The sequence below is a fragment of the Isoptericola sp. NPDC057653 genome, assembly GCF_042799955.1.
Lineage (GTDB): Bacteria > Actinomycetota > Actinomycetes > Actinomycetales > Cellulomonadaceae > Isoptericola.
The window spans coordinates 2,284,068-2,308,906 of record NZ_JBHVHP010000001.1; the positions used below are offsets into that span (position 1 = coordinate 2,284,068).

20 protein-coding genes are annotated in these 24,839 nt (G+C 73.9%); 15 read left to right on the plus strand and 5 right to left on the minus strand.

The annotated features are described in order from the left end of the window. Positions 1–14 precede the first annotated feature (14 nt). From ACFU9A_RS10455 to ACFU9A_RS10465, 3 genes are read right to left on the minus strand one after another with little or no spacing between them, the layout of a single operon-like run. Entirely contained in the window at positions 15–956 is a 942-nt protein-coding gene (locus tag ACFU9A_RS10455; RefSeq protein ID WP_430575148.1) for a 1-phosphofructokinase family hexose kinase, read from the minus strand. After that, positions 953–1,891 carry an ROK family protein gene (locus tag ACFU9A_RS10460; RefSeq protein ID WP_430575149.1) on the minus strand — a complete coding sequence of 313 codons (939 nt, stop codon included), beginning with the start codon at positions 1,889–1,891 and terminating at the stop codon, positions 953–955. The genes ACFU9A_RS10455 and ACFU9A_RS10460 overlap by 4 nt, the downstream gene beginning before the upstream one ends. Continuing rightward, entirely contained in the window at positions 1,888–2,784 is an 897-nt protein-coding gene (locus ACFU9A_RS10465) for an SIS domain-containing protein (protein WP_430575150.1), read from the minus strand. The genes ACFU9A_RS10460 and ACFU9A_RS10465 overlap by 4 nt, the downstream gene beginning before the upstream one ends. 206 nt (positions 2,785–2,990) lie before the next feature. Between ACFU9A_RS10465 and ispG the strand changes: the two genes are divergently transcribed. The 10 genes from ispG (at position 2,991) to ACFU9A_RS10515 (ending at position 15,515) form a co-directional block, all read left to right on the plus strand. After that, positions 2,991–4,133, plus strand: a complete 1,143-nt coding sequence (gene ispG, locus ACFU9A_RS10470) for a flavodoxin-dependent (E)-4-hydroxy-3-methylbut-2-enyl-diphosphate synthase (protein ID WP_430575379.1) — start codon at positions 2,991–2,993, stop codon at positions 4,131–4,133. Positions 4,134–4,187: 54 nt separating this feature from the next. Further along, positions 4,188–5,117 carry a GNAT family N-acetyltransferase gene (locus tag ACFU9A_RS10475; protein WP_430575151.1) on the plus strand — a complete coding sequence of 310 codons (930 nt, stop codon included), beginning with the start codon at positions 4,188–4,190 and terminating at the stop codon, positions 5,115–5,117. 217 nt (positions 5,118–5,334) lie between these two features. Next, positions 5,335–7,677 (plus strand): ROK family protein, encoded by a 2,343-nt coding sequence (locus ACFU9A_RS10480; RefSeq protein WP_430575152.1) that lies wholly within the window; start codon positions 5,335–5,337, stop codon positions 7,675–7,677. Further along, positions 7,677–8,606 (plus strand): ABC transporter permease, encoded by a 930-nt coding sequence (locus ACFU9A_RS10485; protein ID WP_430575153.1) that lies wholly within the window; start codon positions 7,677–7,679, stop codon positions 8,604–8,606. Before ACFU9A_RS10480 ends, ACFU9A_RS10485 begins: the two co-directional genes overlap by 1 nt. Beyond that, positions 8,599–9,489, plus strand: coding sequence for an ABC transporter permease (locus ACFU9A_RS10490; protein ID WP_430575154.1), 891 nt, complete (start codon positions 8,599–8,601; stop codon positions 9,487–9,489). Before ACFU9A_RS10485 ends, ACFU9A_RS10490 begins: the two co-directional genes overlap by 8 nt. After that, a complete protein-coding gene (locus ACFU9A_RS10495; protein ID WP_430575155.1) occupies positions 9,486–10,484 on the plus strand; it encodes an ABC transporter ATP-binding protein in 999 nt (332 codons plus the stop codon). The genes ACFU9A_RS10490 and ACFU9A_RS10495 overlap by 4 nt, the downstream gene beginning before the upstream one ends. Next, positions 10,465–11,517, plus strand: coding sequence for an ABC transporter ATP-binding protein (locus ACFU9A_RS10500; protein WP_430575156.1), 1,053 nt, complete (start codon positions 10,465–10,467; stop codon positions 11,515–11,517). Before ACFU9A_RS10495 ends, ACFU9A_RS10500 begins: the two co-directional genes overlap by 20 nt. After that, positions 11,517–13,112, plus strand: a complete 1,596-nt coding sequence (locus ACFU9A_RS10505) for an ABC transporter substrate-binding protein (protein ID WP_430575157.1) — start codon at positions 11,517–11,519, stop codon at positions 13,110–13,112. Before ACFU9A_RS10500 ends, ACFU9A_RS10505 begins: the two co-directional genes overlap by 1 nt. Before the next feature lie 169 nt (positions 13,113–13,281). Next, on the plus strand, positions 13,282–14,325 hold the full coding sequence (gene tdh, locus ACFU9A_RS10510) for an L-threonine 3-dehydrogenase (protein ID WP_430575158.1): 1,044 nt from the start codon (positions 13,282–13,284) through the stop codon (positions 14,323–14,325). Continuing rightward, complete coding sequence (locus ACFU9A_RS10515) at positions 14,325–15,515, plus strand: glycine C-acetyltransferase (protein ID WP_430575159.1); 1,191 nt, start codon at positions 14,325–14,327, stop codon at positions 15,513–15,515. The genes tdh and ACFU9A_RS10515 overlap by 1 nt, the downstream gene beginning before the upstream one ends. Positions 15,516–15,547: 32 nt before the next feature. On the opposite strand, the gene ACFU9A_RS10520 is transcribed toward ACFU9A_RS10515, so the two are convergent. Then, the gene (locus tag ACFU9A_RS10520; protein ID WP_430575160.1) at positions 15,548–16,438 is read right to left on the minus strand and encodes a DNA-formamidopyrimidine glycosylase family protein; all 891 of its coding nucleotides are present in this window, start codon (positions 16,436–16,438) and stop codon (positions 15,548–15,550) included. Between the two features lie 116 nt (positions 16,439–16,554). On the opposite strand from ACFU9A_RS10520, the gene ACFU9A_RS10525 reads away from it, so the two are divergent. Next, positions 16,555–18,360, plus strand: a complete 1,806-nt coding sequence (locus ACFU9A_RS10525) for a proline--tRNA ligase (protein WP_430575161.1) — start codon at positions 16,555–16,557, stop codon at positions 18,358–18,360. 20 nt (positions 18,361–18,380) lie between these two features. Here the strand turns inward: ACFU9A_RS10525 and ACFU9A_RS10530 are convergent, their stop codons facing one another. Further along, on the minus strand, positions 18,381–19,502 hold the full coding sequence (locus tag ACFU9A_RS10530) for a DUF4439 domain-containing protein (RefSeq protein ID WP_430575162.1): 1,122 nt from the start codon (positions 19,500–19,502) through the stop codon (positions 18,381–18,383). Between the two features lie 187 nt (positions 19,503–19,689). Between ACFU9A_RS10530 and rimP the strand changes: the two genes are divergently transcribed. From rimP to infB, 4 genes are all read left to right on the plus strand, one after another. Continuing rightward, on the plus strand, positions 19,690–20,289 hold the full coding sequence (rimP, locus tag ACFU9A_RS10535) for a ribosome maturation factor RimP (RefSeq protein WP_430575163.1): 600 nt from the start codon (positions 19,690–19,692) through the stop codon (positions 20,287–20,289). Positions 20,290–20,291: 2 nt separating this feature from the next. Beyond that, a complete protein-coding gene (nusA, locus tag ACFU9A_RS10540) occupies positions 20,292–21,359 on the plus strand; it encodes a transcription termination factor NusA (RefSeq protein ID WP_430575164.1) in 1,068 nt (355 codons plus the stop codon). Positions 21,360–21,461: 102 nt separating this feature from the next. Then, complete coding sequence (locus ACFU9A_RS10545; RefSeq protein WP_430575165.1) at positions 21,462–21,719, plus strand: YlxR family protein; 258 nt, start codon at positions 21,462–21,464, stop codon at positions 21,717–21,719. Positions 21,720–21,904: 185 nt separating this feature from the next. Beyond that, positions 21,905–24,811: a translation initiation factor IF-2 gene (gene infB / locus ACFU9A_RS10550; protein ID WP_430575166.1), complete on the plus strand. Its 2,907-nt coding sequence runs from the start codon at positions 21,905–21,907 to the stop codon at positions 24,809–24,811. Positions 24,812–24,839 lie beyond the last annotated feature (28 nt).

Here is a 24,839-nt window from a genome sequence, read left to right on the forward strand (position 1 = left end):
CGGTGGGTCGCCGGTCAGGTGACGGCGACGCGGGCGCGGAGCGCCGCGACGTCCGCCGGGTCGACGTCGCCCGCGACGGGGCGCAGGACGGCGGCGGCGGACACGGCGACGGCCAGGGCGAGGCGGTCGGCGCTGGGCTCGGTGGGGCCGGCGAGGCCGACCGCCAGCGCGGCGGTGGCGGCGTCCCCGGCGCCCGTGGGGTTGCCGGCCAGCGGCGGCCCGGTGAGCCGGGCGCGGGCGACCACGCGGGGACGGCCGCCGCCCGGGGCGTAGGCCGTCATGCCGGAGGCGCCGTCGGTGACGACGACCTCCCCGGCGCCGAGGCCCTGGAGCAGGGCGACGGCCTCGGCGGGGTCGTCGAGGCCGGCCGCGTCGGCGAGCTCGGCGCGGTTGGGCTTGAGCAGGTGGGCGCCCGCCTCGGCGGCCCAGCGCAGCGCGGGGCCGGAGGTGTCGACGACCACCCGGGCCCCGGTGCCGAGCGCGGCGGTCACCAGGCCTGCGAACCGGTCCTGCGTGGTCCCCGGCGGGAGGGAGCCGGAGACGGTGACGACGTCGCCCGGCCCGGCGGTGCGGGCGACGGCGTCGAGCATCGCGGCCCACTCGGCGCCGGACAGCGCCGCGCCGGGCTCGTTGAGCACGGTGGGGTGCGCGCCGTCGGGCGCGGCCGGCACCACGGTGACGCTCTGCCGGGTGGGGCCGGCGACCGGGACGAGCAGGGCGTCCTGTCCGGCGGCGGCCAGGTCGTCGCGGAACGCGGCGCCGAGCGGCCCGCCCGCCGTGCTGACGGCGAGCGACGGGTGCCCGAGGGCGCGGGCGACGCGGGCCACGTTCACGCCCTTGCCGCCCGCCCGGGCCGTCGCGGTCCGCACGCGCAGGGACTCGCCCGGCACGAGCCGGTCGACCCGGTAGGTGACGTCCCAGGCCGGGTTGGGGGTCACGGCCACGACGCGGGTCACGGGTGCGTCCCGGGGACGGCCGACCAGGCCAGCAGCTCCGCGCCCCGCACGCCGGCGTCGGCGCCCAGCTGCGCGGGCACCACCTGCGGCACGGGGTGGTAGGTCAGCTGCCGGGCCGCGGCGGCCCGCAGCGGCACGAAGAGGTCGTCGCCGGCGCGGACGATGCCGCCGCCCACGACGACGAGGGGCAGCGCGAGCACGCGGACGAGGTCGGCGACCAGCCCGCCGAGCCGCTCGACGCCGTGGTCCCAGACCTGGCGCGCGACGTCGTCGCCCGCCTGGGCGCGCCGCAGCACCTCGGCGGACCCCCGCACCTCGGCGGTGGTCGCGCCGGTGCGCTCGCGGTAGTGGCGGGCGATGCCCGCGGCGGAGGCGTCCGTCTCGGGGCAGCCGCGCCCGCCGCAGGCGCACGGGGTGCCGCCCTGCGGGCCGCCGTGCCCGACCTCGCCCGCGTAGCCGCCGCCGGTGTAGGGCTCCCCGCGCAGCACCAGGGCCGCGGCGATCCCCGTCCCGACGGACAGGTAGGCGTGGTCGGGGGCGCCGCGGGACGCGCCCGCGCGCCACTCGGCGAGGGCGCCCGCGCGCACGTCGTGCCCGAAGCCGACCGGCAGCCCGGTGGCCTCCGAGACCAGGTCGCGGATCGGGAGGTCGACCCAGCCGAGGTTCTCCGCCTGCAGCACCAGCCCGCCCTCGTCGTCCACCGCGCCGGGGACGGCGAGGCCGGCGGCCGCGACCGTGCGCCCGGCGGGGGCGAGGTCGCGCAGGTCGCCGATGACGTCGAGAATCGAGCGGACCACCGCGTCCGGCCCCTCGTCCGCGCGCGTGGGGACGGTGCGCTGCTCGAGGACGCCGTCCCGGCCCGCGAGGACCGCCTTGACGTCCGTGCCGCCGACGTCGAGCGCGACGACGAGCGGGCCCGGTGCCGCGCCGGTCATGACGCCGCGGGGTCCAGGACGACCGAGCGGGTGAGGTTGCGCGGGGCGTCCGGGTCGAGGCCCTGGTGCTCGGCGTTGGCGACGGCGAGGCGCTGCAGGCGCACCAGGGCGACCTGCGGGTCCTCGTCCAGGCGGACGGCGAGCGCCCCGGTGCGGGCGACGTCGTCGGCCAGGCCGGGCACCTCCTCGCCGAGGAGGAAGACGACGCTGGTGTCGTCCGCGACGGAGATCGGCCCGTGGCGGTAGTCCATCGACGGGTAGGACTCGGCCCAGGCGAGCGACGCCTCGCGCATCTTCAGCGCGGCCTCGTTGGCGATGCCGACGGCGGGCCCGCGGCCGAGGAACACGTACTGGCGACGGCCCACCCAGGTCTCGGGCAGCGGCTCGGCGACGGCGGGCTCGGCCGCGTCGGCGAGGGCCTCGAGGTCGTCGCCGAGGCCGGCGCGCAGCAGGCCGAGGGCGGACGTGGCGAACCGCGTCTGCACGACGGAGGTCTCGTCGGCGAAGTCGAGGACGACGGCGTGGTCGGCCTCGGTGACGGCGGGGGAGTCGGGGTCGCCGACGATCGCGAGGGTGGGCTGCGTGCCGCGGACGCGGGCGAGGAGCTCGCGGATCTCGGTGGTGGTGCCCGAGCGGGTGACCGCCACGACGAGGTCGTAGCGGCGCCCGGCGGGGAACTCGCTGCCGGCGAAGGCGTCGGTCTCCCCGAGGCCGAGCTCCTCGCGCCGCGCGGCGTAGGCCTGCGCGACGAACCACGAGGTGCCGCAGCCGACGACGGCGACCCGGGCGCCGGCGGCGGGCAGCAGGTCGGCGCGCTCGCGGGCGACGGCCGCCGTGCGCCGCCAGGTCTCCGGCTGGCTCGCGATCTCGGCGGTGACGTGGAATCCGGTCATGTCCCTGGTCCTCCTGGTGATTGCTTGAACGTGATCAAGTCTGCCATGAAACGCGCAGCAATGGTCGCATCGGCCCGGGGTGAACCGGCGAGCCGGATGGCCGCCGTGCGCAGCCGATGCGTCGATCTCGTGCGCGTGACCTCCCAGGGTGCGGTCCCGGGCCCAGGACGCGCGATACTGGCACCGTGACTGCAGTGAACCTCGGCATGCCGACCCCGCCCGCACCCACGCTGGCCCCTCGCCGGAAGTCCCGCAAGATCCAGGTGGGCAAGGTGGCCGTCGGCGGGGACGCGCCGATCAGCATCCAGTCGATGACCACCACCCCGACCACGGACATCAACGCGACCCTCCAGCAGATCGCCGAGCTGACCGCCGCGGGCTGCGACATCGTCCGCGTCGCCGTTCCGACCATCGACGACGCCGAGGCGCTGCCCGCCATCGCGACGAAGTCCCAGATCCCCGTCATCGCGGACATCCACTTCCAGCCCAAGTACGTGTTCGCCGCGATCGACGCCGGCTGCGCCGCCGTCCGCGTGAACCCGGGCAACATCCGCAAGTTCGACGACCAGGTCAAGGAGATCGCCAAGGCGGCCTCCGACGCCGGGGTCTCGCTGCGGATCGGCGTCAACGCCGGCTCCCTCGACAAGCGCCTGCTGGAGAAGTACGGCAAGCCCACCGCGGAGGCCCTCGTGGAGTCCGCCGTGTGGGAGGCGTCGCTGTTCGAGGAGCACGGCTTCCACGACTTCAAGATCTCCGTGAAGCACAACGACCCCGTGGTCATGGTGCGCGCGTACGAGCTGCTCGCCCAGCGCGGCGACTGGCCGCTGCACCTCGGTGTCACCGAGGCCGGCCCCGCGTTCCAGGGCACGATCAAGTCGGCCACCGCGTTCGGTGCCCTGCTGAGCCAGGGCATCGGCGACACGATCCGCGTCTCCCTGTCGGCCCCGCCGGTCGAGGAGGTCAAGGTCGGCACGCAGATCCTGCAGGCGCTCAACCTGCGCCCCCGCAAGCTCGAGATCGTCTCGTGCCCGTCGTGCGGCCGCGCCCAGGTGGACGTCTACACGCTCGCCGAGAAGGTCACGGCCGGCCTCGAGGGCATGACCGTCCCGCTGCGCGTCGCGGTCATGGGCTGCGTCGTCAACGGCCCGGGCGAGGCCCGCGAGGCCGACCTCGGCGTCGCGTCCGGCAACGGCAAGGGCCAGATCTTCGTCAAGGGCGAGGTCATCAAGACCGTGCCGGAGGCGATGATCGTCGAGACGCTGATCGAGGAGGCCATGCGCATCGCCGAGTCGATGCCCGCCCCCGAGAACGACGCGCAGGCCGGCGCTCCCGTGGTCTCGGTGGGCTGACGGCGCCGCGTCGGGCACGATGACGGTGGGGCCCAGGGCGGCGAAGGGGGCGTGATGGGCGGCTGGCGACCGGCGGTGCGCCCGCGCGGCGGGTCCGCGCGGGGGCTCGACGCGCGCCGCCCGCGCGCCCGTGTGCTCGGCCAGGAGGACCTCGTCGAGGCGCGCGCCCTGTGCGCCCTCGACCCGGTGACCTCGGTGCTCGCGGCCGCGCGGCTCGAGGCGGCCGCCCTCGCCGGCCTCGCCGCCGCCGGCGGGCAGGTCTGGGGCTTCCCCGCGTCCGGCCCGCTCGCCGCGGTCTGCTGGTCCGGCGCCAACCTCGTGCCCGTGCTGTCCCCGGGCCTCACCGGTCAGGACGCCGACGACGCGGTCGCCGCGTTCGCCGCGCTCGCCAGGGCGCAGGGCCGCCGGTCGTCGTCGATCGTGGGGGAGCGCACCGCCGCGCTGGCCCTGTGGGAGCTGCTCGCCCCGCACTGGCCCCGGGCGCGGGAGGTCCGCGCGGACCAGCCGTCGCTGGCCATCGCCCGCGACCCCGACGTCGAGCCCGACCCGGCCGTGCGGCGGTCCACCCTCGAGGAGGTGGACGTCGTGCTCCCCGCCTGCGTGCGGATGTTCGCCGAGGAGGTCGGGTACGTGCCCGCCGCCTCCCCCGGCAGCGCCTACGCGCTGCGGGTGCGCTCCCTGGTCGCCGAGGGGCGCTCGTTCGTGCGCGTGGACCCCGACGACCCGCCGGGCGTCGTCGCCTTCAAGGCGGAGCTCGGTGCCGTCGCGGGCGGCGTGGCCCAGGTCCAGGGCGTCTGGGTGGACCCCGTGCGTCGCGGCCAGGGGCTCGCGGCCCCCGGCATGGCGGCCGTCGTCGTGACGACGCGGCGCGAGGTCGCCCCCGTCGTCTCGCTGTACGTCAACGCGTTCAACGCCGCCGCGCTCGCCACCTACCGCCGCGTGGGCTTCGAGCAGGTCGGGACCTTCACGACCGTCCTCTTCTGAGGCGCTGCGGGTCGGCGACGGGGTCGTCGTCCGCCGCGTGGGCAGCGGTCGCGCCCCTGCTCACGGCGCCAGGCGGCCGCACAGGCCGGTGATCGGTCGTGATCGGTTGGGCCGGAAATAAGTCATCCATGGTCTTGACAGCGATGTGGCGCGCCTCCAGAATGACGAAACTGCTTTCGCAACGGTGATGAAAGCTACTTCGAAATTGGGGTCAAGGATGTCTGCCATCGACGTGAAGCTCGTGGCCCAGTGCCTGGCGAGCCTGCGGGACCAGGGCCGGGTGACGATCTCGGACCTGGCCGAGCGCACCGGCCTGTCGCGCCCGACCGTCACGGCGGCGCTGGGCGAGCTCATGGAGTCCGGGCTGGCCGTCGAGCACGAGGCGCGGGCGGCGTCGGGCCGCCCGGCCCGCACCTACTCGCCGGTCGCCGGATCGCCGGTGGTCGTGGGCGTCGACCTGACCCGCAGCGCCGTCCGCATCGTCGTCGCCGACCGGACCGGGCGCGTGCTGGGCCGCCAGGACGCCGAGATCGCGCCGCCGACCACGGCCCAGCCCTCCCTCGCCCCCGTCCGCGCCCTGCTGCAGCAGACCCTGGAGCGCGCCGGCCACCGGCCGTCGAACGTCGCGGCGATCGGGGTCGCGGTCGCCGGCCTGATCGACGAGGACGGCATCCTCGTCTCGGCCCCGCAGATCACCGCGTGGAACGGCCGGGACGTCGCGGCGATGTTCACCGAGTCCTTCGGGGCGCCGGTCGTCGTCGACAACGACCTGTCGCTCGCCGCCGAGGCCGAGTCCCGCGGCGGCGCGCTCGCCGACGCCGAGACGGGCGTCTACGCGCTCACCTGGCACCACGTCTCGGCGCGGGTCACCGCGGACGGCCACGTGCTCCGCGGCCGCCGCGGCCGGGCGGGGGAGGTCGGCCTGCTCCGCGCGTTCAGCGACGTCGAGGTGCCGCCCGGCACCCTGCTCGAGGCCGTCCCGCGGGTCGGCGCCCAGCTGCGCCGGCTGCGGGACGACCCCGCCGACCTGTCGGGGCTCGCGGCGCTGGAGTCGTTGAGCGCCGCGATGGCGCCGGCGCTCGCCGCGCTGCTCCTCACCGTCGACCCCGACGTCATCGTGCTGGGCGGCGAGCTCGGCGAGTTCGCCGACCTCGTGGCCGGGCCGCTCGCCGACGGCATCCGCACCGCCGTGACGGGCATCCAGGCCGGCCCGCGGCTCATCCGCGGCGGGGAGCTGGGCGCGGACGCCGCGGTCCTCGGCGCCCTCGGCCTGGCCTTCACCAAGCACTCCACCCGCATCTACGGGCTGCCGGACGTCCCGGCGCCCCTCGTCACCATCGATCCGGAGAACGAAGAGATGAGCACCGCACGCGTCCCCGAGACGACCCCCTTCCGAGCCGCCGCGATCGGCATCGGCGCCCGCGCCGGCGTCGCGCTGCACGTCAAGGAGGCAGGCGGCAGCGTCGTCGCCGCCGTGGACCCCGACCCGCGCACGCACGCCCGGGCCGCGCGCCTCTTCGGCGACGTGCCGGTGTTCGCGTCCGTGACGGAGCTGGTCGACTCGGGCATCGAGGTCGACGGCGCGTTCGTGACGACGCCCGACTTCACCCATGCCGACGTGTCCGTCGAGCTGCTCGAGGCGGGCATCGCCACCTACATCGAGAAGCCGCTGGCCATCTCCATCGAGGACGCCGACCGCATCCTCGAGGCGGGGCACCGCACCGGCACCAAGGTCTACGTGGGCCACAACATGCGCCACATGCAGGTCGTCCGGATGCTCAAGGACATCGTGGACCGGGGCGAGATCGGCGAGGTCAAGGCGATCTGGTGCCGTCACTTCGTCGGCCACGGCGGCGACTACTACTTCAAGGACTGGCACGCCGAGCGCGACAAGGCGATGAGCCTGCTGCTGCAGAAGGGCGCGCACGACATCGACGTCATGCACTGGATCGCCGGGACCTCCACCCGGTCGGTCGTCGGCGTCGGCGACCTCGCGGTCTACGACAAGGTCGACTCGCGCCGGGACAACTCCGACCGCCGCATGGGCGACTGGTTCTCCATGCAGAACTGGCCGCCGCTGGCGCAGCAGGACCTCAACCCCGTCATCGACGTCGAGGACATCTCGATGATCATGATGCGGACCGACTCGGGCGTGCTCATGAGCTACCAGCAGTGCCACTTCACCCCGGACTACTGGCGCAACTACACGGTGATCGGCACCGAGGGGCGCATCGAGAACTTCGACGACGACGCCGGCGGCGAGATCCGGGTGTGGAACGCCCGCAGCGACTACCTCGAGAAGGGGCACGTGCGCTACCCGATCGAGGACGGCGGCGACGGCGGGCACGGCGGCGCCGACCCGCTCACGGTCGCCGAGTTCGTCGACTTCGTGCGGCGCGGCACCCCCACCGACACGAGCCCCGTCGCGGCGCGCGACGCGGTCGCGGCGGGGATCGGCGGCGCGCTGTCGATCCGCTCGGCGTCCACGCCCTTCGAGATCCCGCGGCTCCCCGACGAGCTGCTCGACTACTACGCCGCGCACCAGCCGGTCCGCCGCTGATGCTCCGGTACGCGCTGCGGCGCATCCTGATGATGGTCCCGACCCTCATCGGCTCGACGTTGCTCGTCTACCTGCTGGTGTTCCTCATCCCGGGCGACCCCGTCACCCGGCTGGCCGGCGGGGAGAAGCGGCTCTCGGACTCGACGATCGCGGCGATCCGGGACCAGTACAACCTCGACGACCCGTTCTTCGTGCAGTACGCGAAGTACCTGTGGGGCGTGCTGCACGGCAACTTCGGCCACGACTTCAACGGCAACTCCGTGTCCACCCTGATCGCGACCGCGCTGCCCTACACGTTGGTGCTGGCGCTGACGGCGTTCCTGCTGAAGCTCGCCATCGGCGTGTGCCTCGGGGTCTGGGCGGGGCTGCGCCAGGGGAGGCTGCCGGACAAGTTCAACCTGTTCTTCACGATCTTCTTCCTGGCGGTGCCCGGCTTCATCATCGCGTACTTCTCGCAGTACGTGTTCGGCATCAAGCTGCACTGGTTGCCGATCTCCGGGGTCCAGGCGGGGTTCCCGCTGGCGTTCGTCATGCCGGCGCTCGTGCTGGCGCTCGAGACCGCGTCGCCGCTGGCGAGGCTGAGCCGCACCAGCCTCGTCGACACCATGCGGTCGGACTACATCGTCACCGCGACGGCCAAGGGGCTTCCCCCGCGCCGGATCATGTGGGTCCACGCGCTGCGCAACGCCTTCATGCCGGTGGTGACGTACCTCGGGCTGAGCATGGCGGCGCTGCTGGGCGGCTCGGTGCTCATCGAGACGATCTTCAACCTGCCCGGCCTGGGCGGCACGCTCGCCCGCGCGATCGACACGCAGAACGGGCCGGTCGTCGTCGGCGTCTCGGTGTTCCTCCTGCTGTTCTACCTGGTCGCGGCCCTCGTCGTGGACCTCCTCTACCCGATCATCGACCCGAGGGTGCGCCATGCCTGAGTCCACCGTCGCGCCGCCGGCGGCCACCTCCCGCCGGGGGCGCCCGCGCAGCGGCCTGCGCAGCCTCTGGAAGAGCCCGTGGTTCGACCTCGCGGTCCTCATCATCGCCGTCGTCACGCTCATGGCGCTGTTCCCGACGCTGTTCACGCAGCTCGACCCGCGCGACTGCGACCTGTCCCAGTCGCGGCTGGGGCCGGCGCCCGGGCACCCGATGGGCTTCGACATCCAGGGCTGCGACTACTGGTCGAACATCGTCTACGGCGCGCGCACCTCGCTCGAGGTCGGCGTCTACACCGCGGCGATCTCGTTCGTCATCGCGCTCGTCGCCGGCTCGCTCGCCGGCTACTTCGGCGGGGTCGTGGACTCGGTCATCTCGTGGACGTCGAACGTGGTGCTCGGCATCCCGGTCGGCATCGCCAGCCTGGTGATTCTGTACCAGTTCCGCTCCCGCACGGTGTGGACGATCGTCCTCGTCCTCGTCCTGTTCAGCTGGGCCGCGACCATGCGCTACATGCGCAGCTCCGTCATGCAGGTGCGGAACCTGGAGTTCATCCAGGCCGCCCGCGGCCTGGGCGTCGGGCCCTGGCGCATCCTCGCCTCCCACGTGGTCCCCAACGCCGTCACGCCGCTGATCGTCATGACGACGCTGTCGGTCGGCGCCGGCATGGCCGCCGAGGCGGGCTTCTCGATCCTCGGCGTCGGGCTCAAGCTGCCCGCGTTCTCCTGGGGCATCCAGATCGCCCTGGCGAGCCAGGACGGCAACTGGCAGATCGCGCCGCTGCTGATGTTCTTCCCCGCGCTGATGCTCGGGCTCACCACGCTCGCCTTCGTCGTGCTCGGCGAGAGCCTGCGCGACGCCCTCGACCCGAAGGCCCGCCGATGACCGCGCTCCTCGACGTCCAGCACCTCTCCCTCGAGTTCCGCTCGCCGGGCAGCCCGCCCATCGCCGCGCTGCAGGACGTGAGCTTCACGCTCGACCGCGGCGAGACGCTCGCCGTCCTCGGCGAGTCCGGCTCCGGCAAGAGCATCACCGCCAAGGCGATCATGGGCATCCTGCCCCGGCCCGCGTCGCGCATCACGGGCGGCCGGATCCTGTTCGACGGCGACGACCTGCTCACCCTGCCGCCCGCGGGGCTGCGCAAGGTGCAGGGCGCCCGCATCGCGATGGTGTTCCAGGACGCGCTGAGCGCCCTCAACCCGGTGCAGACGGTGGCCACGCAGATCGCCGAGCTGTACCGCGTGCACCGGGGGATGGGGAAGAAGCAGGCGCACGACGCCGCGGTCGAGATGATGCGCGCGGTGCGGATCCCCGACGCGGCGAAGCGCGCCGGCGACTACCCGTTCCAGTTCTCCGGCGGGATGCGCCAGCGCATCATGATCGCGATGGCGCTCGCGCTGGACCCGGACGTCCTCATCGCGGACGAGCCGACCACGGCGCTCGACGCGACCGTGCAGGCGCAGATCCTGGAGCTGCTGGCCGAGATCACCGAGCAGCGGAAGATGGCGCTGCTGATGATCACCCACGACCTCGGCGTCGCCGGTCAGCTCGCCGATCGGGCGCTGGTCATGTACGCGGGCAGGGTCGCCGAGTCGGGCCCGATCGGCAGCATGTTCGACCACCCCGCGCACCCGTACACCCAGGGGCTGCTCGGCTCGATCCCCGGGGCGGCGCACCGCGGCGGCGACCTGCCGACGATCCCGGGCCTGCCGCCGGACATCGCGCGCCGGCCGCCCGGCTGCAGCTTCAACCCGCGCTGCGGGTACGCGACCGACGAGTGCCGCACGGCGCTGCCGCCCCTGGACACGTTCGTCGAGGACCGCGCCGCCGCCTGCCACCACAAGGAGGAGGTGCTGGCCGGTGCCGCTGTTGGAGCTTGAGTCGGTACGCCGCTACTACAAGCAGAAGCACACGATGTTCTCGCGCGGGGCGCACGGGCAGGTCCGGGCCGTCGACGGCGTGGACCTCTCGGTGGCCGAGGGCGAGACGGTGGGCCTGGTCGGCGAGTCCGGCTGCGGCAAGTCCACGCTCGCGCGCATCATCTGCGGCCTGGAGGCGCCCAGCGAGGGAGTCGTGCGCTGGAACGGCGCGGACGTCGGTGCGATGTCGCACGCCGACCGCAAGACGCTGCTGCACCGCGAGGTGCAGATGGTGTTCCAGGACCCGCACGCCTCGCTCGACCCGCGCCGCTCGGTCGGGCAGTCCGTCGCGGAAGGCACCACGACGCACCGGCTCCTGCCGGCGTCGCAGGTCGAGGACCGGGTGGGCGAGCTGCTCACCCAGGTCGGCCTGAACCCCGAGCACGCCCACCGCTACCCGCACGAGTTCTCCGGCGGGCAGCTGCAGCGGATCGGCATCGCCCGGGCGCTCGCCGTCGAGCCGAGGCTGCTGGTCTGCGACGAGCCGGTCTCCGCGCTCGACATCTCGGTGCGCGCGCAGGTGCTCAACCTGCTCAACCGCCTCAAGCGCGAGCTCGGCCTGTCGATCGTCTTCATCGCGCACGACCTCGACGTCGTCCAGCACATGTCCGACCGCATCGTGACGATGTACCTCGGCAAGGTCGTCGAGCAGGGCGGCTGCGACGACGTGTACGGCGCCACCGCGCACCCGTACACCCGCGCGCTGCTGTCGGCGATCCCGCGCAAGCTCGCGCCCGGCGAGCACCTCGAGCGGGTGGTGCTCGAGGGCGACCCGCCGTCGCCGATCGACCCGCCGCCCGGCTGCCCGTTCCACACCCGCTGCTACGCGGCGGTCGAGCGGTGCGCCACCGACGTGCCCGCCCTGGCGCCCGTCCCCGGCGGCCGCCCGGACCACCACGCCTCCTGCCACCTCGCCGAGCAGATCACCCGGTCGCGCGTCGGCATGGTCTCCACGCTCTCCTCCCCTCTCACCCTGTCCGAAAGGAACCACTGATGAACCGTAGGAGCAGCCGCATCGCGGTCGGCATCGTCGCCGCCGCTGCGTGCACCTCGATGCTGTCCGGCTGTCTCGGCGAGCCCGGGGGCGGCAGCGACGCCGCCGACGGCTCGACGTCGATCGTCGCCGTCAACAACGGCGAGATCGGCCGGATCACCGGCGCCCAGAACCCCGGCAGCCAGATCGCCATGGCGCTCTGCGAGCCGCTGACCGGCATCGAGGAGGACGGCGCGGTCTTCATGCGTGGTGCCGAGTCGCTCGAGAGCGACGACCAGGTCACGTGGACGGTGAAGGTCGCCGACGGCCACACCTTCTCGGACGGCACCCCGATCACGGCGAAGACGTACGTCGACACGTTCAACTTCGTCGGCGCCGGCGTCAACGCGATGCCCTCGAACTACGCGTACGGGCCGATCAAGGGCTACGACGAGCTGAACCCCGCCGAGGGCAAGGCGACCGCGACGGAGTTCTCGGGCATCACGCTCGTCGACGACAGCACCTTCACGATCGAGACGAAGGCGCCCAACAACGACGTGCCGTACATCCTGTCGCAGCTGGCCTTCTGCCCGATGCCGGAGAGCGCGTTCGCCGACCCGCTGGCCTACGACAAGAAGCCGGTCGGCAACGGGGTCTACACGCTGGAGAAGCTCGACCCGCAGGTCGAGGCCGTGCTGAAGAAGGACCCGAAGTACCAGGGCTGGGTGCCCGACGGCGCGGCGGACCAGATCACCTTCCGCGTCTACACCGACACCAACACGGCCTACCAGGACGTGGTCGCGGGCAACGCCGACGTGCTCCGCGACCTGCCGCCCGGCCTCATCGCCCAGGGGCGCAACGCGCTGGGGGACAAGGGGCTCACGGCGATCGACCGCAACGCCCTGGCCGCCTACTTCGCGTGGCCCACGTACCTCGACGAGAAGTTCCCGATCGAGGTCCGCCAGGCGTTCTCGATGATCGTGGACCGCGAGACCATCTCGAAGGACCTGTTCAAGGGCGCGACCCTCCCGTGGGGGTCGCTCATGCCGAACTCGGTGGACGCCTTCCGCGAGGACGCCTGCGGCCGGTACTGCACGTTCGACCCGGACGCCGCCAAGACCCTGATCGAGAAGTCGGGCTTCACCGGCACCATCCCGCTGAACTACTCGTCGGAGAGCACCACCGACGCGGCGACGGCCCTCGCCATCTCCAACTCCGCCAAGGAGATCGGCCTCGTCGTCGAGCCCAAGCCGGTGCCCGCCGCGGCCCTGTCGGAGACGGTGAACTCCTACGAGCTGGACGGCCCGATCATCCAGCTGTGGGGCTCGTCGTTCCCCGCGGCGTCGGAGTGGGTGGCGTCGGTGTACATCGACGCGAACTACCGCCTCAAGTACTCCGACCCTCAGGGCGAGGCCGCCGTGGCCGCGGCGCTCGCGGCACCGACGCCGGACGAGGCGATCGCGCAGTGGCAGAAGGCCGAGGACAGGATCCTCGCCGACCAGGTGCTGCAGCCGCTGTACCAGCAGGTCCGCTACATCGCGCACACGCCGTGCGTGGTCCCGCACGCCGCGGGCGGCGACCAGCAGATCTACCGCACCGAGGTCACCTGCTCCTGAGCGGACGGCCCGGGAGGGGTCGGACGGGCGCCGCCCGTCCGACCACTCCCGGCGGTGCGACGCCCCCGCGAGTTGCCGTCGGGGGTCCGAATCGTGAGACAGTTCCCGCGGTGACGGTGCGCGCGAGGGTGCGTGCGGCCGGGGGACGACGGGTGTCAAGGAGAGCTGAGTGAAGGCGCTGTTCAAGCCGGGCCCCGGGCCCGGCCTCGAGCTGGTGGACCGGCCGGAGCCGGAGGCCGGGATCGGGGACGTGAAGATCCGCGTGCTGCGCACCGGGATCTGCGGCACCGACCTGCACATCGAGCGGTGGGACGACTGGGCCGCGTCCACGATCAAGACGCCGCTGGTGCCCGGGCACGAGTTCGTCGGCGAGGTCGTGGAGGTCGGCGAGCTGGTGCACGACGTCGCGGTGGGCGACATCGTGTCCGGGGAGGGCCACATCGTGTGCGGCACGTGCCGCAACTGCCGGGCGGGCCGCCGCCAGATGTGCATCCGCACGCAGGGCCTGGGCCTGCACCGCGACGGCGCGTTCGCCGAGTACGTGGTGCTGCCCGCGACCAACGTGTGGGTGCACCACGCGGGCGTCGACCTCGACGTCGCCGCGATCTTCGACCCCCTGGGCAACGCGGTGCACACGGCGCTCGCGTTCCCCGTGATCGGCGAGGACGTGCTCGTCTCCGGCTGCGGGCCGATCGGCCTCATGGCGATCGCCGTCGCGCGGCACGCGGGCGCGCACCTGGTCGTGGGCACCGACGTGAGCCCGGCGCGCCTGGAGATGGCGCGGGCGATGGGTGCGGACGCGGCGCTCGACGTGCGCACCGCGCGCGTGGCCGACGCGCAGCGCGAGCTGGGGCTGCGCGAGGGCTTCGACGTCGGCTTCGAGATGAGCGGCGCGCCGAGCGCGCTGCCCGAGATGATCGAGAACATGAACCACGGCGGCCGGATCGCGATGCTCGGCCTCCCGGCCGGGCCGATCGCCGTCGACTGGGGCACGGTGGTGACGCACATGCTCACGCTCAAGGGCATCTACGGCCGCGAGATGTTCGAGACGTGGCAGGCGATGGACGCGATGCTGCGCACCAGCGAGACGCTGCGCACGGCGATCGCGTCGGTCGTCACGGACCGGCTCCCCGCGAGCCGGTGGCACGAGGGCTTCGAGGCCGCGGCCTCGGCGCACGGCGGCAAGGTGGTACTGGACTGGACGGAGTGGTGATGTACGGGACGTTCCGGGAGCACGTGGCGGGCGAGCTCGCCGAGATCGAGGCCGCGGGCCTGACGAAGCACGAGCGCGGCATCGCGGGCCCGCAGGGCGCCCGCATCCGCGCCGACGGCGCCGAGCTGCTCAACTTCTGCGCCAACAACTACCTCGGCCTCGCGGACGACCCGCGCATCCTCGCGTCGGCGCGCGACGCCCTCGACACCTGGGGGTACGGCCTGGCCAGCGTGCGGTTCATCTGCGGCACGCAGGACCAGCACCGGACGCTGGAGCGGCGCCTCGCCGGCTTCCTGGAGACGGACGACGCCATCCTGTTCTCGTCGTGCTTCGACGCGAACGGCGGCGTCTTCGAGACGCTGTTCGGCGCCGAGGACGCGATCGTGTCGGACGCGCTCAACCACGCGTCCCTCATCGACGGCATCCGGCTGTCGAAGGCGGCCCGCTTCCGGTACCGCAACCGCGACATGGCCGACCTCGAGGACCAGCTGCGCGCGGCCCGTGACGGCGGCGCCCGGCACGTCGTGATCGTCACCGACGGTGTCTTCTCGATGGACGGCTACCTCGCCCCGCTGCGGGAGATCTGCGACCTCGCCGACCGCTACTCCGCGCTGGTGCTGGTCGACGACTCGCACGCCGTCGGGTTCATGGGTGAGCACGGCCGGGGCACCCCCGAGCTGTGCGGGGTGGCGGACCGCGTCGACATCCTCACCGGCACGTTCGGCAAGGCCCTCGGCGGCGCGTCCGGCGGCTACGTCGCCGCGCACGCCGAGATCGTCGACCTGCTGCGCCAGCGCGCCCGCCCGTACCTGTTCTCCAACACGCTGGCGCCGATGATCGTGGCGGGCACCCTCACGGCGCTCGACCTCGTGGAGACCGCCGGCGACCTGCGCGCGAACCTCACCAGGAACGCGGAGCTCTTCCGCCGCCTCATGACCGAGGCGGGCTTCGACCTGCTGCCCGGCGAGCACCCGATCGTCCCGGTGATGTTCGGCGACGCCGTCCTGGCCGCCCGGGTCGCCGCGGCGATGGGGGAGCGCGGCGTGTACGTCACGGCGTTCAGCTTCCCCGTGGTGCCCCGCGGCGAGGCGCGCATCCGCGTGCAGCTGTCCGCCGCGCACACGCCCGAGCAGGTGCGCGCGTGCGTCGACGCCTTCGTCGCGTCGCGGGAGGCCGTCGCGGCGGGCTGACGGCGGCCGGTGGGCAGGGCCGCCAGGCGGGGCTACTTGAGCAGCTTCGACATCCGCCGGTCGGCGAGCACCTGCCCGCCGGTCTGGCAGGTGGCGCAGTACTGGAGCGACCGGTCGGCGAAGCTCACCTCGCGCACGACGTCGCCGCAGACCGGGCACGCCTCGCCCGTGCGGCCGTGCACGCGCATGCCCGCACGCTTGGCGTCCTTGAGCTCCTTGGCGGGCTTGCCCGCCGACGCGGCGACGGCGTCGCGCACGGTCGTGACGACGGCGTCGTGCAGGGCGGCGACCTCGTCCTCGGTGAACGACCGCGTCAGCTTGAACGGCGACGTCCGCGCCACGTGCAGGATCTCGTCGGAGTAGGCGTTGCCGATGCCGGCGATCGCCCGCTGGTCGCGCAGCAGGCCCTTGACCTGCTGGTTCCGCTCGCGCATGAGCGCGGCGAGCACGGCCACGGTGAAGTCCGGCGACAGCGGGTCGACGCCGAGCGTCGCGACCTGCTCCACCTCCTGCGGGTCGCGGACCACGTGGACGGCGAGCCGCTTGCGGGTGCCCGCCTCGGTGAGGTCGAAGCCCGCGCCGTCGTCGAGGCGCACCCGCAGCGCCAGGGCGGGCCCGCGGGAGGAGCCGCCCATGCGGGGGCGCACCGGCGCCGTCGGCGCCTGGTCGGACCAGCGCACCCACCCGCCGCGCGACAGGTGGAACAGCAGGTGGATCGCGCCGTCGTCGCCCGCCGCGGTGAGGTCGACCCACTTGCCGTGGCGGGTGACGCCCGCGACCTCGCGCCCGACGAGCGCGCTCACGGGCGGGTCGAAGGTCTTCAGCGCGGCGATCGCGGCGACGTCGGCGGCGACGATCCGCCGGCCGGACGTCCGGGCGTCGAGGAACCCCGCCAGCGCCTGCACCTCGGGAAGCTCGGGCATGCCGCCATGCTGCCAGCACGGCGCGACCGCGACCAGAGATGTGACCAGAGGTGCGGCCGGACGTGCGGCGGAGGCACCGGCCGGGGGAGGCCCGCCGCGCCGTTAGGCTGGCCCCCATGTCGATCGTGTCCGCCCGCCAACCCCAGGGCGACCTGCTCCGCCTGTCCCAGCTCTTCGTCCGCACCCTGCGCGAGGACCCGGCCGACGCCGAGGTCGCGAGCCACCGGCTGCTCGTGCGCGCCGGCTACATCCGCCGCGCCGCCCCCGGCATCTACACGTGGCTCCCGCTCGGCCTCCGCGTGCTGGCGAAGGTCGAGGCCGTCGTCCGCGAGGAGATGGACGCGATCGGAGCGCAGGAGGTGCACTTCCCGGCGCTGCTGCCGCGCGAGCCGTACGAGGCCACCGGGCGCTGGACCGAGTACGGCCCCAACATCTTCCGCCTGAAGGACCGCAAGGAGGCCGACTACCTCCTCGCGCCCACGCACGAGGAGATGTTCACCCTGCTGGTCAAGGACCTGTACTCCTCGTACAAGGACCTGCCCCTGGCGCTGTACCAGGTCCAGACGAAGTACCGCGACGAGGCGCGCCCCCGGGCCGGCCTCATCCGCGGGCGCGAGTTCATCATGAAGGACTCGTACTCGTTCGACGTCGACGACGCCGGGCTCGACGCGAGCTACGCCCGGCACCGTGCCGCCTACCAGCGGATGTTCGACCGGTTCGGCTTCGAGTACGTGATCGTCTCGGCGCACGCCGGCGCGATGGGAGGCTCCAAGTCGGAGGAGTTCCTCGCCAAGTCGCCGATCGGCGAGGACACCTACGTGGAGTGCGCCGCCTGCGGGTACGCCGCCAACGTCGAGGCCGCGCACGCCCCCGTCCCCGACCCGGTGCCGTGGGACGACGCCCCGGCCGCCCACGCCGAGGACACCCCCGACACGCCGACCATCGAGTCCCTCGTCGGCGTCCTCAACGAGCGCTTCGGCCGCGACGACCGGCCGTGGCAGGCGGGCGACACGCTGAAGAACGTGCTGTTCCGGCTGCAGCACCCGGACGGCAGCGTCGAGGCCGTCGCCATCGGCGTCCCCGGCGACCGCGAGGTGGACGTCAAGCGGATGGAGGCCGCCTTCTACCCGGCGGAGTTCACCCCGTTCGGCGAGGAGGACTTCGCCGCCCGCCCGGAGCTGGTCAAGGGCTACATCGGGCCCGGGGCCCTCGGCGAGGAGAGCCCGTCGAAGGTCCGCTACCTCCTGGACCCGCGTGTCGTCGCCGGCACGCGCTGGGTCACCGGCGCGAACGAGCCCGGCAAGCACGTCATCGACCTCGTCGCGGGCCGGGACTTCACGGCGGACGGCACGATCGAGGTGGCGGAGGTCCGGCCCGGCGACCCCTGCCCGAACGGCGACGGGACCCTCGAGACGGCGCGCGGCATCGAGATGGGCCACGTGTTCCAGCTCGGCCGCAAGTTCGCCGAGGCGCTCGACCTCAAGGTGCTGGACGAGAACGGCAAGGCCGTCACCGTGACCATGGGGTCCTACGGCGTCGGCGTGACCCGCGCGGTCGCCGCGATCGCCGAGGGCAACCACGACGAGAAGGGCCTCGCCTGGCCGATCCAGGTGGCCCCGGCCCACGTGCACGTCGTCGCGACGGGCAAGGGCACCGAGGTGTTCGACGCCGCGGAGAAGCTCGCCACCGAGCTGTCCGACGCCGGCGTCGAGGTGATCTACGACGACCGCCCCAAGGTGTCGCCGGGCGTGAAGTTCGCCGACGCGGAGCTGTTCGGCGTCCCGCTGATCGTGGTGGTCGGCCGCGGGCTGGCCGACGGCCTCGTCGAGGTGCGCCCCCGCGCCGGTGCGTCGGAGCAGGTGGCCGTGGCGGACGCCGCGCAGGTCGTGACCGCGAAGGTCGCGGAGCTGCTCGACCGGTAGCCCGGGGCTCGCGGCCCGGGTCAGTCCCCGGCCTGCTCCGGCAGGCCGGGGAACGGCACGGGCGTCGCGCCCCAGTCGTCGAGCGCGACGGCCGAGTCGACCAGCAGGTCCACCAGCACGGAGCGCGTACCGGCGGTCGTGGTGCCGACGAGCGTCGCGTAGTCGGTGGCGAGGTCGTTCTCGAGGTCGAGCACCAGGCCCTTGTCGCCGAGGTCGGCGACCCGGGGGACGGCGTACGCGGCGCGGCGGGGGTCCTGCGCCGTCGCCTGGGTGCCGGCGACGGCGGCCCACCCGTCGGCGCGCTCGGCGTGCTGGGCCACGCGCTCCAGCAGCCGTTCGCGACGGTCGCCGGAGCCGATCGCCGCGCGCAGCTGCAGGGCGTAGCGCGTGGCGTCCTCGGACACCACCAGCGTGCTCAGGTCGTGCGCGGTGAGGCCCTCGGGCACGGTGGCGTCGCGGGTCTCCTCCTCCTGCTCCGCGGTGTCCCCGTCGTCCGAGCCGCTCGGGGAGGGGGAGCCCGACGCCTCCTCGGCCGCGCGTCCCGACCCGGTCGGGGCGGGGACCTCGGGCACGACGACGTCCGGCCCGTCGACGCGGGCCAGCGCCGCGAGCCGCTGGGCGGAGACCGTCTGCGCGGCCCCGACGGAGGCGACCAGCCGCGCCAGCGGGCCGTCGGTCGTGGTGCCGGCCGCGGTGCGCGAGCGCGCGGCGGCGTCCTCCAGCGCCTTGACCACGTCGGCGGGGTCGGCCTTGTCCCAGGCGGAGGACTGCGCACCGGTCGGCTCGCCGCTCGCGAGGCCGGACTCGTACTCGCCGCCCAGCGCCTCGGCCTGCGCGCGGGAGTCGGCCACGATCCGGGTGAGCTCGTCGACGAGGCGCTTCCGGTCGGCGGGCACCTCCTCGAGGGCGACCTCCGCGCCGTCGGCCACGAGCAGCGCGTCCGAGACGGCGGTGCGCCGCACCACCTCGTGGGCGTCGGGGACCGGCTCGGCGGCCGGCGGCGCCTCCAGCCGCACGCCGCACCCGGCCAGCAGGCCGACCAGCAGGACCGCCCCGGCGGCGGCCGCCCGGGGGCGGCGGCGGACGGCGACCCCGGCCTCGGCGGGGGCGGAAGGCCGGGCGGGGGCGGGCAGCGGTTCCATCGATGCCGATGATGCCACGCGCGCGGGGGCGTCGGTGTGACGTTCCTCCGTGCGGCCCGGCACGCCGCGCGGCGCGAACGGGGCCGGTCGTTCGTTACGCTGGACGCTGCACACAACGACACACCGGCCGCGGGACGTCCCGGCGCGGGAGCACACGGCAGAACGACGTGACCCACGGGAGGCAGCGATGGCAGCGCAGCACGGCCGTACGACGGCGGCCGGGTCGAAGGCCGAGGCGGTGCGGAGGGTCGTGACCCCCGCGGTCGAGGCGGCAGACCTGTACCTGGAGGACGTCGTCGTGACGCAGGCCGGCGCGAAGTCGGTCGTCCGCGTCACGGTGGACCTCCCCGAGGACGCGCTGGGCAGCCTCGACTCCGACACCCTCGGCGAGGTGGCTCGCGCGATCTCCGCGGCGCTGGACGCCGACGACGTCGTGCCGGGCGCGTACACGCTGGAGACCTCCACCCCCGGGACGTCGCGGCCGCTGACGGAGCTGCGCCACTTCAAGCGCGCCCGCGGCCGCCTCGTCACGCTCCGGCTGCGCGACGGCGGTACGGCGGAGGGCCGCCTGACCGGCGTCGAGGACGCGGGCGACGCCGGCGCGGACGGCGAGGCCGCCGACCGCGGAGCGTGGCTCGTCCTGGACGACGGCACCCGCCTGCCCGTCGCCGACGTGCGCAAGGGGAAGATCGAGGTCGAGCTCAAGCGTCTCGACGAGGACCAGACTGACGCGGGCGACGCCCCGCAGGACGACACCACGGGCGACGCCCGTCACGAGAAGGGCTGACGATGGACATCGACATGAGCACGCTCCGGCTGCTGGAGCGGGAGCGGGACATCAGTCTCGACGTCCTCGTGGCCGCGATCGAGCAGGCGCTGCTGTCGGCCTACCACCGCACGCCCGACGCCTACCAGCACGCGCGCGTCGAGGTGGACCGCAAGTCGGGCCACGTCACGGTGTGGGCGCGCGAGGAGATCCGCACGCCGGACCCCGAGGACCCCGACGCGCGGCCCACGATCGAGCTGGGCCCGGAGTTCGACCACACGCCGGCCGACTTCGGCCGCATCGCCACGGCCACCGCCCGCCAGGTCATCGTGCAGCGCCTGCGCGACGCCGAGGACGACCAGGTGCTCGGCATGTTCCGCGGCAAGGAGGGCGAGGTCCTCGCCGGCGTCATCCAGCAGGGCCGCGACCCGCGGGTCGTGCTCGTGGACGTCGGCGGCACCGAGGCCGTGCTGCCCCCGCACGAGCAGGTCCCGACCGAGGAGTACGTGCACGGCGAGCGCCTGCGCGCCTACGTCGTGGAGGTCTCCCGCGGGATGAAGGGCGCGCAGGTCGTGCTCAGCCGCACCCACCCGGGCCTCGTGCGCAAGCTCTTCGAGCTCGAGGTGCCGGAGATCGCGGACGGCGCGGTGGAGATCACCGCCATCGCCCGCGAGGCCGGGCACCGCTCCAAGGTCGCGGTGCGCTCCAAGGTGGCGGGGCTCAACGCCAAGGGCGCCTGCATCGGCCCGATGGGCGCGCGGGTGCGCGCCGTGATGGCGGAGCTGCACGGCGAGAAGATCGACATCGTCGACCACAGCGACGACCCGGCCCGCTTCGTGGCCAACGCGCTGTCGCCGGCGCGTGTGACCTCTGTCACCGTGGTCGACGCGGACGCCAAGGCCGCGCGCGCCGTCGTGCCGGACTACCAGCTGTCGCTCGCGATCGGCAAGGAGGGGCAGAACGCCCGTCTGGCCGCGAAGCTGACGGGCTGGCGGATCGACATCCGCTCCGACGAGGCCGCGGCCCCCGGCGAGGACGCGACCGGTGACGCCGCAGGTGGCGCCGCGGTCTCCCGCGGGGCCGAGGGCTGAGGCCGGTCACGGCACGTGGGCGGTCGCGCTAGACTGTCGGGGACCGGGCCACGCGCCCAGCCCTCGACCTCCCCACGGACCATCCCGGATCGCACCGGGCCGGTGCGCACGTGCGTCGGGTGCCGGGAGCGTGACCAGCGGTCCGCTCTCCTGCGGTTGGCGCTCGAGACGTCGGGACGCGAGGAACGCCTCGTGGCCGACGTGCGAGGGTGTCTTCCGGGGCGTGGCGCCTGGATCCATCCGACGTCCGCCTGCCTGGCGCTCGCCGAGCGTCGTCGGGCCGTGCCGCGCGCGCTGCGCGTCACGGGTCCCCTCGACCTCTCCGGCGTCCGGGATCATCTGGAGCAGCTGGAACGTTGAGTCCCTCCGGCACGCGCCGCCCCAGGCGGCCGGGCCGTCGCGACCGAGCACGCTCGGCCGCATCCATCGAAGTCGACAAGGAAGCGGGTCAGAAGCCGATGGGCACCCGATGAGTTCCGTGCGATGAGTACTCAGTACTAACGACGGTCCTCCCTGTCTCGCAGGAGGGCCGAGACAGGAGAGTTGTGGCGAAGATCCGCGTTCACGAGCTGGCCAAGCAGCTCGGGGTGGAGAGCAAGACCCTGCTCGCCGACCTGAAGTCGGCGGGCGAGTTCGTCCGGTCGGCGTCCTCGACGCTCGAGGCACCGGTCGAGCGAGCGATGCGCACCAAGTACAAGGACGCGGCCCCCGCGTCCTCGGGCGCGAAGGCCGCCGAGCCCCAGGCTGCGGCGCCGCGCGCCGAGCAGAAGGCCGCGCCGTCGAAGCCCGCCCCCAGGCCCGCCCCCAAGGCAGCCCCCGCGCCCGCAGCCGAGGCGCCCGCCGCCCCGGTGGCGGACGCAGCGCCCGCAGCGCCCGCCGCATCTGCGGCGCCCGCGGAGGAGGCCCCGGCGAAGCCCGCCGGCGCCCGTCCCGGCGCCCCGACGCCCGGCCCGCGCCCCGCGGCCCCCAAGCCGGCACCTGCCGCGCGCGAGCAGCGCGACGGCGGTCGTGACGGTGGCCGTGATGGTGGCCGTGACGGTGGCAAGGGCGGTCGCGCGCCCCGCCCGGGCAACAACCCGTTCGCCTCGAGCCAGGGCATGCCCCGTCAGGGGCAGCGCCCCGGCGGCGGCGGTGGCCCGCGCCCGGGCAACAACCCGTTCGCGTCCAGCCAGGGCATGCCCCGTCCCGGCCAGCGCCCCGACCGCGGCGGCGACGCCGCGGCGGCGGAGCGCTCGGGCGAGCGCCCGGGCGGTCCCCGTCCGGGTGGTCCCCGTCCGGGTGGCCCGCGTCCCGCGGCGCCGCGCCCCGGCGGCCCGCGCCCGAACCCCGGCATGATGCCGGGCAAGACCTCGATGCCGCGCCCCGGTGAGCGTCCGGCGCCCGCGGGCGGCGGCCGTGGCGGCGGCGGCCGTGGCGGCGGCCCCGGTGGTGCCGGTGGCGGCGGCGGCTTCCGTCCCGGTGGCGGTGGCGGCTTCGCCGGCCGTCCCGGCGGGCGCGGTGGCGCCGGTCGTGGCGCCACCCAGGGTGCGTTCGGCCGCGCAGGTGGCCGTCCCGTCCGTGGGCGGAAGTCGAAGCGGGCGAAGCGCCAGGAGTTCGAGCAGATGCAGGCGCCGTCGCTCGGCGGCGTGCAGGTGCCCCGCGGCAACGGCTCGACCGTCGTCCGCCTGCGGCACGGCTCGTCGCTGAACGACTTCGCGGACAAGATCGACGCGAACCCCGCCAGCCTGGTCACGGTGCTGTTCCACCTCGGTGAGATGGCCACCGCGACGCAGTCGCTCGACGAGGACACGTTCGGCACGCTCGCGAACGAGCTGGGCTACGTCATCGAGATGGTGTCGGCCGAGGAGGAGGACCGCGAGCTGCTCGGGGCCTTCGACATCGACCTCGACGCCGAGCTCGAGGGCGAGTCCGACGAGGACCTCGCGGCTCGTCCGCCCGTCGTCACCGTCATGGGCCACGTCGACCACGGCAAGACGCGTCTTCTCGACGCGATCCGCCAGACCGACGTCGTCTCCGGCGAGGCCGGCGGCATCACCCAGCACATCGGTGCGTACCAGGTGCGTCGTGAGCACGAGGGCGTCGACCGCCCGATCACCTTCATCGACACCCCGGGTCACGAGGCGTTCACCGCCATGCGTGCCCGTGGTGCCCAGGTGACGGACATCGCGATCCTCGTGGTCGCCGCCGACGACGGCGTCATGCCGCAGACGGTGGAGGCGCTCAACCACGCCCAGGCGGCCAACGTGCCGATCGTGGTCGCGGTGAACAAGGTGGACAAGGAGGGGGCCAACCCCGACAAGATCCGCCAGCAGCTCACCGAGTACAACCTGGTGGCCGAGGAGTACGGCGGCGACACGATGTTCGTCGACGTCTCCGCGAAGCAGAACCAGGGCATCGACCAGCTCCTCGAGGCCGTCCTCCTCACGGCGGACGCCTCCCTGGACCTGCGGGCGAACCCGGACAAGGACGCCCGAGGCGTGGCCATCGAGGCCAACCTCGACAAGGGCCGCGGCGCCGTCGCGACCGTCCTGGTCCAGTCGGGCACGCTGCAGGTGGGCGACGCGATCGTCGCGGGCACGGCCCACGGCCGCGTGCGCGCCATGTTCGACGAGCACGGCAACGCCGTGACCGAGGCGGGCCCGGCGCGTCCGGTCCTCGTGCTCGGCCTCGCGTCGGTGCCGAGCGCCGGCGACACCTTCCTGGTGGCGCCCGACGAGCGCACCGCGCGTCAGATCGCCGAGAAGCGTGAGGCCGCCGAGCGTGCCGCCCTCCTGGCCAAGCGCCGCAAGCGCATCAGCCTCGAGGACTTCACCAAGGCGCTCGAGCAGGGCAAGGTCGAGACCCTCAACCTGGTCCTCAAGGGCGACGTGTCCGGTGCCGTCGAGGCGCTGGAGGACGCGCTGCTCAAGATCGACGTCGGCGACGAGGTCGAGCTGCGCGTCATCCACCGCGGTGTCGGTGCGATCACGCAGAACGACGTCAACCTGGCCACGGTCGACAACGCGATCATCATCGGCTTCAACGTGAAGTTCGGTGAGCGCGTCGAGGACCTCGCGGAGCGCGAGGGCGTCGAGGTCAAGTTCTACTCGGTCATCTACCAGGCGATCGACGACGTCGAGGCTGCGCTCAAGGGCATGCTCAAGCCGGAGTACGAGGAGGCCCAGCTGGGCACCGCGGAGATCCGTCAGGTCTTCCGCTCCTCGAAGTTCGGCAACATCGCGGGTTCGATCGTCCGCTCCGGCACCATCCGCCGGAACACCAAGGCGCGCGTCCTGCGGAACGGCAAGATCGTCGGGGACGACCTGTCGATCGAGTCGCTGCGCCGCGAGAAGGACGACGTCACCGAGGTCCGCGAGGGCTTCGAGTGCGGTATCGGCCTGGGGTCGTTCAACGACGTCACCGAGGGTGACATCATCGAGACCTTCGAGATGCGCGAGAAGCCGCGCGCCTGACGGTCGCGCCGCAAGGTACAGCCCGACG